The organism is Staphylococcus intermedius NCTC 11048 (assembly GCF_002902385.1).
Taxonomy (GTDB): Bacteria; Bacillota; Bacilli; order Staphylococcales; family Staphylococcaceae; genus Staphylococcus; species Staphylococcus intermedius.
This window is the reverse complement of sequence record NZ_PPQH01000001.1, coordinates 60,605-67,498: the sequence shown is the minus strand read 5'-3', so window position 1 is coordinate 67,498 and position 6,894 is coordinate 60,605. Positions and strand designations below refer to the sequence as shown.

7 protein-coding genes and 1 pseudogene are annotated in these 6,894 nt (G+C 37.3%); 5 read left to right on the top strand and 3 right to left on the bottom strand.

Features of this window, described 5'->3' with window-relative positions; translation table 11 throughout:
• Window positions 1-181: 181 nt before the first annotated feature.
• Both CD138_RS00340 and tenA read left to right on the top strand, forming a co-directional pair.
• Window positions 182-724, top strand: a complete 543-nt coding sequence (locus CD138_RS00340) for a TetR/AcrR family transcriptional regulator (RefSeq protein WP_019169581.1) — start codon at window positions 182-184, stop codon at window positions 722-724.
• 91 nt (window positions 725-815) lie between these two features.
• Window positions 816-1,493, top strand: coding sequence for a thiaminase II (tenA, locus tag CD138_RS00335; RefSeq protein WP_174700857.1), 678 nt, complete (start codon window positions 816-818; stop codon window positions 1,491-1,493).
• A gap of 264 nt (window positions 1,494-1,757) precedes the next feature.
• Here the strand turns inward: tenA and CD138_RS00330 are convergent, their stop codons facing one another.
• Window positions 1,758-2,390 carry a hypothetical protein gene (locus CD138_RS00330; RefSeq protein WP_019169583.1) on the bottom strand — a complete coding sequence of 211 codons (633 nt, stop codon included), beginning with the start codon at window positions 2,388-2,390 and terminating at the stop codon, window positions 1,758-1,760.
• 160 nt (window positions 2,391-2,550) lie between these two features.
• Between CD138_RS00330 and CD138_RS00325 the strand changes: the two genes are divergently transcribed.
• Complete coding sequence (locus tag CD138_RS00325; RefSeq protein WP_019169584.1) at window positions 2,551-2,886, top strand: thioredoxin family protein; 336 nt, start codon at window positions 2,551-2,553, stop codon at window positions 2,884-2,886.
• A 122-nt stretch (window positions 2,887-3,008) separates the two neighbouring features.
• Window positions 3,009-3,911, top strand: a complete 903-nt coding sequence (locus CD138_RS00320) for an alpha/beta hydrolase fold domain-containing protein (protein ID WP_026066926.1) — start codon at window positions 3,009-3,011, stop codon at window positions 3,909-3,911.
• Between the two features lie 1,277 nt (window positions 3,912-5,188).
• Here CD138_RS00320 and CD138_RS14605 read toward each other — a convergent pair.
• Window positions 5,189-5,272: pseudogene (locus CD138_RS14605) on the bottom strand (hypothetical protein); the annotation flags it as partial.
• On the opposite strand from CD138_RS14605, the gene CD138_RS00315 reads away from it, so the two are divergent.
• A complete protein-coding gene (locus CD138_RS00315; protein WP_238310458.1) occupies window positions 5,235-6,221 on the top strand; it encodes a PTS sugar transporter subunit IIC in 987 nt (328 codons plus the stop codon). The pseudogene CD138_RS14605 and the gene CD138_RS00315 sit on opposite strands and share 38 nt — an antisense overlap.
• Window positions 6,222-6,276: 55 nt before the next feature.
• Here the strand turns inward: CD138_RS00315 and CD138_RS00310 are convergent, their stop codons facing one another.
• Window positions 6,277-6,753 carry a thioesterase family protein gene (locus CD138_RS00310; RefSeq protein ID WP_019169587.1) on the bottom strand — a complete coding sequence of 159 codons (477 nt, stop codon included), beginning with the start codon at window positions 6,751-6,753 and terminating at the stop codon, window positions 6,277-6,279.
• Window positions 6,754-6,894 lie beyond the last annotated feature (141 nt).

Genomic DNA, 6,894 nt, shown 5'->3' with positions numbered 1-6,894 from the left:
GTGTCGAAACTTGAAGTACAATTGTTAATAATTTAATAAAAGACGGTGTAAAATAATATTATGAGAAAAACTTTGTATTGTTGATATGTAAGCGTCTGCAAAGAATGAGTTATCATTATTTTAAATTTACACCTCATTGATTAGCATCACTATATAAGAAATGAAAGGTGCGCATGCGTTTATGAATGAAAAAGATATACGTGTACAGAAAACGAATTTGAAATTATCAGAAGTATTTTTAGCATTACTTGAAGATGAATGGGTCACTAAAATCACGATCAACCAAATTTGCCAACAAGCGAATGTACATAGAACCACTTTTTATAAACATTTTAAAGACAAATATGACTTACTCTATTATGTAAGTCAAATGGCATTGAAACCTTATTTTTCTTTAGGATTAGACATGCGTTTACAAGAACCATTCAACAGTATTGATAGGACAATTGATCAACAAATATTAAAAATTTTACATACACAAAAAGAGGACCCGAGGTTTTATCAAGTGGTCACCAAAAGTTTCTATGATTATTTTCAACAAGAACTCATACGCTATGAAGCACAATTACCTTCAAAATTTCCGTTTCCAATCGAAGTATTTAGTTATGTTTATGCCGCCACTATTCGTTCAATTAATCAGTGGTGCACTGATTATGAGATACAATTAGATGCGTATTATAGGGATGAAATTTTTCGTCATTTAATGAATTTCTCCCAAAAATAAAAGGTGTTTTTGACACAAAGATATTTGCATATGATGTGTGCACAACTATATCATAATGAGTAAAAGAGATTAAATTTTGAAAGGTGTGTTCATGGTGAAATTTACTGAACGATTATGGCAACGTGTTCAACCGATATGGGAAAGTTATCTTGAACACCCGTTCGTCAAAGGGATTGGTGACGGGACGTTAGAAAAGGAAAAGTTTAAACATTGGTTGAAGCAAGATTATATATATTTGATAGATTATGCACGATTATTTGCGATAGGTGCGACCAAAGCAACCGATTTAGACATGATGACGACTTTTGGCAATTTAGTTTCTGGGACATTAAATACAGAAATGGATTTACATCGCCAGTACGCCGCACAATTTGGCATTAGTGAACAAGAATTAGAAGCAACCCAACCCGCGAGTACGACATTAGCCTATACAAGTTATATGTTGAATCTTGCCCAACGTGGTGGTGTGGAAAATGTGATTGCTGCTGTGCTGACTTGTACTTGGAGCTATCATTATATTGGAGAAGCACTCAGTCACATCGAAGGCGCGACCGCACATCCTTTTTATGGTGAATGGGTGAAAATGTATAGTTCTCCTGAATTTACAGTGTTTAAAGATGATGTGATGGCCATGATGGATCGTGTCGCTGAAGGTATGTCTGATGAAGCTTTGGACGCTTTAGAAGAGATAGTTGTAAATACGAGTTATTATGAGTATATGTTTTGGGATATGGCGGAGAATTTGGAGACTTGGCCGATTGAAAGATAGCTGAAAAAGTGGTGGGATGGAAGTCCTTTTGTTGCATGCGTCTTTTTTATGTCGATGTATTCATAAAAACGAGCATCAATCACATCACAACAAATAGAAACTAACGATTAAATGACATTGCTCAATGATTCTGATGTCTATGTTGTTGATAGCATATGACCTCAGCTAAACTTGTGTAAGATTCATGTGCAGCAATTGAAATAAAAATAGAAGTCACTATGGAAAATTTTGTTTTTCTACAGTGACTTCTTTAGTTTAAGTTGATTAAAGGTGTTTGTGGATTTTCGGACGTCTGTTTCTGAAAAATAGACTGATAAAATAAAGGACCGTCGCAATAGCGGTAAAAATAATTGCATTATGAAGTGCATTCGATGGTGAAAAGACTGTAGAAGGATCTACGTTACCGATATATGGTGCGAGTTTTTTTGTGACTTCTTCAGCTGCCTGATTAATATAGAATAAGAAAGCGATAGGAATGAGTGTAATCACTATAGAGATGATCCAATTGATGACTTTTAAAATGGTACGATTAAAGACGAGTGTCAAAATCGCAAAAATAATATTAACCAGTACTAAAATGAAGAAAATATTGAGTCCCATAATCACAAAATCTAGAGTTTGTTCGATTTCTGATGTATCGATGAACGATTGCGCTGTGAGTTGATTAGCAATCTCTTTAAGCTTATCGAATGTAACATTTTCATCAAGAAAGCTCATTTTAAATAAAGTTTCGCTATACATACTATACGCAGCAATCGCTACGAGTACGAGTGCGATGAGTGTCAAAATAAAGCTGACCCATGAGCGTCGTTTCTTACCATAATTTGGATTACGGTGGATAGGTTGGTTTTCAAATTGTTGTTGAAACTGGGGGTGTTGTCGTGTGGTCTCTTTCATATGTAACGCCTCCTATATCATTGAACAAGCATGATCAAAATCATTCGCTAATACAATTATGCATTATAGTACACCTAGAATCATATTCATAGTGCTTTTTTATAAAATATGATAGAACTGAGGTAAGTTTATAATGGGAAATGGAAAAGGAGGTTGCAAGATGGAAGTATTAAAAACTTTAGATGCCTATGAAGCGTTTGTTGCCAGCCATCAAATCGCAGTCGTTCATGTTTCGAGAGAGAATTGTTCAGTATGTCATGCCGTGTTACCCCGCATTCAAGAGTTAGTAGCGCGTTATGAGGGTGTTGCGCTAGGCAATGTGAATGCAGATGATGTTCCTGAAATTGCTGGTGCGCTTTCAATTTTTACTGTCCCCGTGGATGTGATATTCCTTGATGGTAAAGAAATGCATCGTGAAGGCCGCTTTATCGATTTAGAACGTATCGAATCACAACTCAATACAATTTATGAGGGCGTCAATGCATCAGATTTATGATAATATGAAGATGATTGATAGAAAACGGTTATTGCTATTTAATGAATAACATATAAAATAAATATATAAGCAAAGTTTGCAAATGATATATTATGATTGTTGAGAAAAAGTGAGGGATACAATTGAAACGAAATGTCATGAGTAATTTAATGGGAAGATACTTGTCACAACAACGTCATCTCAAATTTAAGACCCAAGCAGAAGTTGATGCGTTTTTAGAAAAAAGACGTGTGTTAAATCAAACCAAGCATAAACAGCCTGATCAAATTAATGTGAAATCCAATTTAGTCAAAGATATGTTTGATGAGATGCAGGTGTTTCGCTTTAATTTTGGTCACCATATTAAAAATAAAATCTTGTATATTTATGGAGGCACTTTCGTATTTCAACCCTCTGTTTTTCATTGGCGATTTATGGATAAGTTGGCGTATGAAACATTACATGAAGTCGTATTGCCGATTTATCCAAAAGCGCCTGAATTTACATATCGTGAAACACACGAGGCGATTGAGCAAACGTATCGTCGTTTATTAAAAGAAACAGAACCTGAAAATATCGTGATTATGGGAGATGCTTCGGGCGGCAACATGGCACTCAGTTTTGCGCAAAAATTAATGCAACAAGAGGAATTACCACTTCCTGGAAAACTCTATCTCATTTCACCATGGTTAGATATTTCATTATCCAATCAGGAAATCACTGAACAAGTGCAGAAAAAAGATCCTATCCAAAATATTTTTAGTTTACAATCGATTGCCAAAGTGTGGGCAGATGATCTTGAACGGAAAAATCCACGTATTTCACCGATGTATGGACCTGTGAGAGGTTTGCCACCTGTGTACATGTTTGGAGGGACTTGTGAGGTCTTTTATCCTGATATGAGAAAGTTAGCGGATTATTTTGAAGCGGAACAACAACCGATTCATTTTTATGAATACCGTGATATGGTCACAGCATTTCCGTTGTATCCCATTGCTGAGTCGAGGAAAGTGTTGAAGCAGATTCGAAAAACAATTGATTTGTGATTGAATGCAATTTTTAAATTACTGAACATGCCCTCGCGTTCCCAGGGGACTTGCCTCAACTAAATTTGGCTTGATTAAAGTGTACACTTGATAGAAGCCAAATTGGATTTTCGGCTACGTCTGATCCCACGGGAGTCTCGGACAGTTCTGTAATTTTTCAACCTACAAAATCACTCACATCAATCATTTTATACGAATCTTTTTGAGTGAGAGTTTTAGATAGATTAGTATTGATATATAGATTGCTTAAACCGTGCGACGCTTTCCTAGGGGCTGAACCTCTAACTCAATTCGGATTGATTAAAGTTTCCACTTGGTGGAAGCCGAATTGGATTTTCCGGTTCAGCTGATCCCTCAGGAGTCTTACACGGTTTTTGCAATCATAAAAATAGCACTGTTGATATTTAAACCGTATCACTTGTTTTTGAGGAATCTTTTGTTAGTGATAGTTAGAATATGAGCTCGCGTTCCCAGGGGACTTGCCTCAACTCAATTTGGCTTGATTAAAGTGTACACTTGATCGAAGCCAAATTGGATTTTCGGGAGCAATACAGAAATCTCATGTGCAACAAAGAGTTCGTTGTATTGCCCCCGCAAGGCTGACTAGGGGTTGGAACATTGATTTGTCCTAGCCCATGTCAATTGACGAACTTATATTCATTGTTAACGATAGCATCATAGAAAAATGAGGATGACATGGACTTAAAAATTGGATGCTATGGGTTGTCTTCGTTTCATAAACTTGCCCTTTTTCACCTGTATTTGGAGTAAGATTGTTCAGAAGGCTGAGACTCCTGAGGTATCAAGCTGGTCCGGAAAATCCACTAACGCCTCAACAAATGTAACAGTTTAATCAAGCGTTAGTTAGTTGAAGGACCAGCTCCTAGGAACGCGAAGCCTTGAAGGCAATCTAAAGCTACAAATCATAGCGAAAGGGCAAGTTAAACAAAATACTGTATCCATAGCATCAAAAATTTTCATGTCCTATTCCCAGACAGCTGCTGAGATAAACAGTAGCCATTATCAAAATGAAAAGTGATGATTCATTTTTACTTTCTGAACGGGGATTGTTGAGCGGGAAAAAGAATATATTTGACAGGGCTGGGGAGCAATGGTGTTTCCCGGCTTTTCCTATGTGTAATGATAAGCGGCGTGCAAAAAACAAAAATTTTTAGTAAAATGAAATACATGAAAAAATAAACTATAAAAATTACACAGTTATTCAGAAATTGAAAACATGAGCAAGACGCCTTTTTCGAATAACAAGAGGGGGGCATTATGGATTTACTCATCGGTACAGCATTTTTAGTTTTAGTACTCGTTATTTTTACACTATTTACATATAAGGCACCTAATGGTATGCGAGCGATGGGGGCACTTGCGAATGCAGCCATTGCGACATTTTTAGTTGAAGCTTTTAATAAATATGTCGGTGGTCGTGTATTTCACAATGACTTTTTAGAGCAAGTGGGTGCTGCAGCGGGTGATTTAGGTGGTGTTGCCGCAGCGGGTCTGACGGCTTTAGCCATTGGCGTATCTCCCGTTTATGCATTAGTCATTGCGGCAGCCTGTGGAGGTATGGATTTATTACCAGGATTTTTCGCGGGTTACCTCATTGGTTATTTGATGAAATATACTGAGAAATATGTGCCAGACGGTGTGGATCTTATTGTAGCTGTGCTCATCGTTGCGCCTTTATCGAGAGCGATTGCGGTTGCATTAACACCTGTTGTCAATAATACACTTGTTAGAATTGGTGACATTATTCAAAGTTCGACAGATGCAAGCCCAATCATTATGGGAATTATTTTAGGCGGTATCATTACAGTTGTCGGTACCGCACCACTCAGTTCAATGGCATTGACGGCATTACTCGGTTTAACAGGCGTTCCGATGGCTATTGGTGCAATGGCGGCATTCAGTTCTGCATTTATGAACGGTACACTTTTCCATCGATTAAAATTAGGTGACCGTAAAGCGACCATTTCAGTCAGTATTGAACCGTTATCACAAGCAGATATTGTTTCGGCCAATCCAATTCCAATTTATATTACGAACTTTTTCGGTGGTGCGACAGCAGGTCTTGTCATTGCACTTTCTGGATTGGTCAATGATGCGACAGGTACAGCGACACCGATTGCTGGATTTATCGTGATGTTTGGTTTTAACTCTTGGGTCTCTGTCGTCGTGTATGGTGTCATTATGGGTGTGATAGGACTCATTTGGGGCTATATCGGCTCTGTGGTCTTTAAAAAATATCCAATTGTCACTAAAGCAGACATGATTAAACGTGGCGCAACAGACGCATAATTGAATAACATGATAAAACACTACAAGTTGTGATGACTTGTAGTGTTTTTTGGATTTATGAGCGAGGAATACCAATGCGATGTCCTAATTGTTTAGGCCAGTTTATGGTCCCTTGTGAGTTGGCATAATGCTGGATCGCGTGATAAATATCATCAGGGAAAGCTGCCGGGCGTCCTGTTTTTCGATCCATGCCCATCATCATCGTTTCTGCAGTGGCCATGACGCTTTCTGTTTCTTGATGGATCAACTCTAAAAAGAAATGTGTGCGTTTGACATCATAATCATAAATTTGGACTTTAATTTGAAATGGGGCATGTCGTTTCAGTTCTTTAAGATATGTAATATGTGTTTCTAAAGTGAATACAGTGTAAGCACGACGTTCGCGTTCTTCTGTCGTTAAACCAATGGCGTCATGAAAATGATCAATGGCTAAACTGAAAAGTCTTGCATAAATGGCATCGTTCATATGACCATTCCGATCAATCCAGTTATTTTCTACGCGATATTTATCGTAAAATGGGTAATTTAACATAGGTACACCTCTTTACTTTATTTGTTCATAAGTATACCGCAAAAAGTTGAAGAGATGAAATAGTGTAAATTAGCACATTTCATCCTTTAAAGTAGAATGAATATAACAAAATGCTTTATGTCTACAGTGAATGTGATATAG

Coding starts and splice junctions, on each gene's coding strand:
- CD138_RS00330 (WP_019169583.1), bottom strand. CDS start 2,390: ATGAAAGAGACCACACGACAACACCCCCAGTTTCAACAACAATTTGAA.
- CD138_RS00340 (WP_019169581.1), top strand. CDS start 182: ATGAATGAAAAAGATATACGTGTACAGAAAACGAATTTGAAATTATCA.
- tenA (WP_174700857.1), top strand. CDS start 816: ATGGTGAAATTTACTGAACGATTATGGCAACGTGTTCAACCGATATGG.
- CD138_RS00325 (WP_019169584.1), top strand. CDS start 2,551: ATGGAAGTATTAAAAACTTTAGATGCCTATGAAGCGTTTGTTGCCAGC.
- CD138_RS00310 (WP_019169587.1), bottom strand. CDS start 6,753: ATGTTAAATTACCCATTTTACGATAAATATCGCGTAGAAAATAACTGG.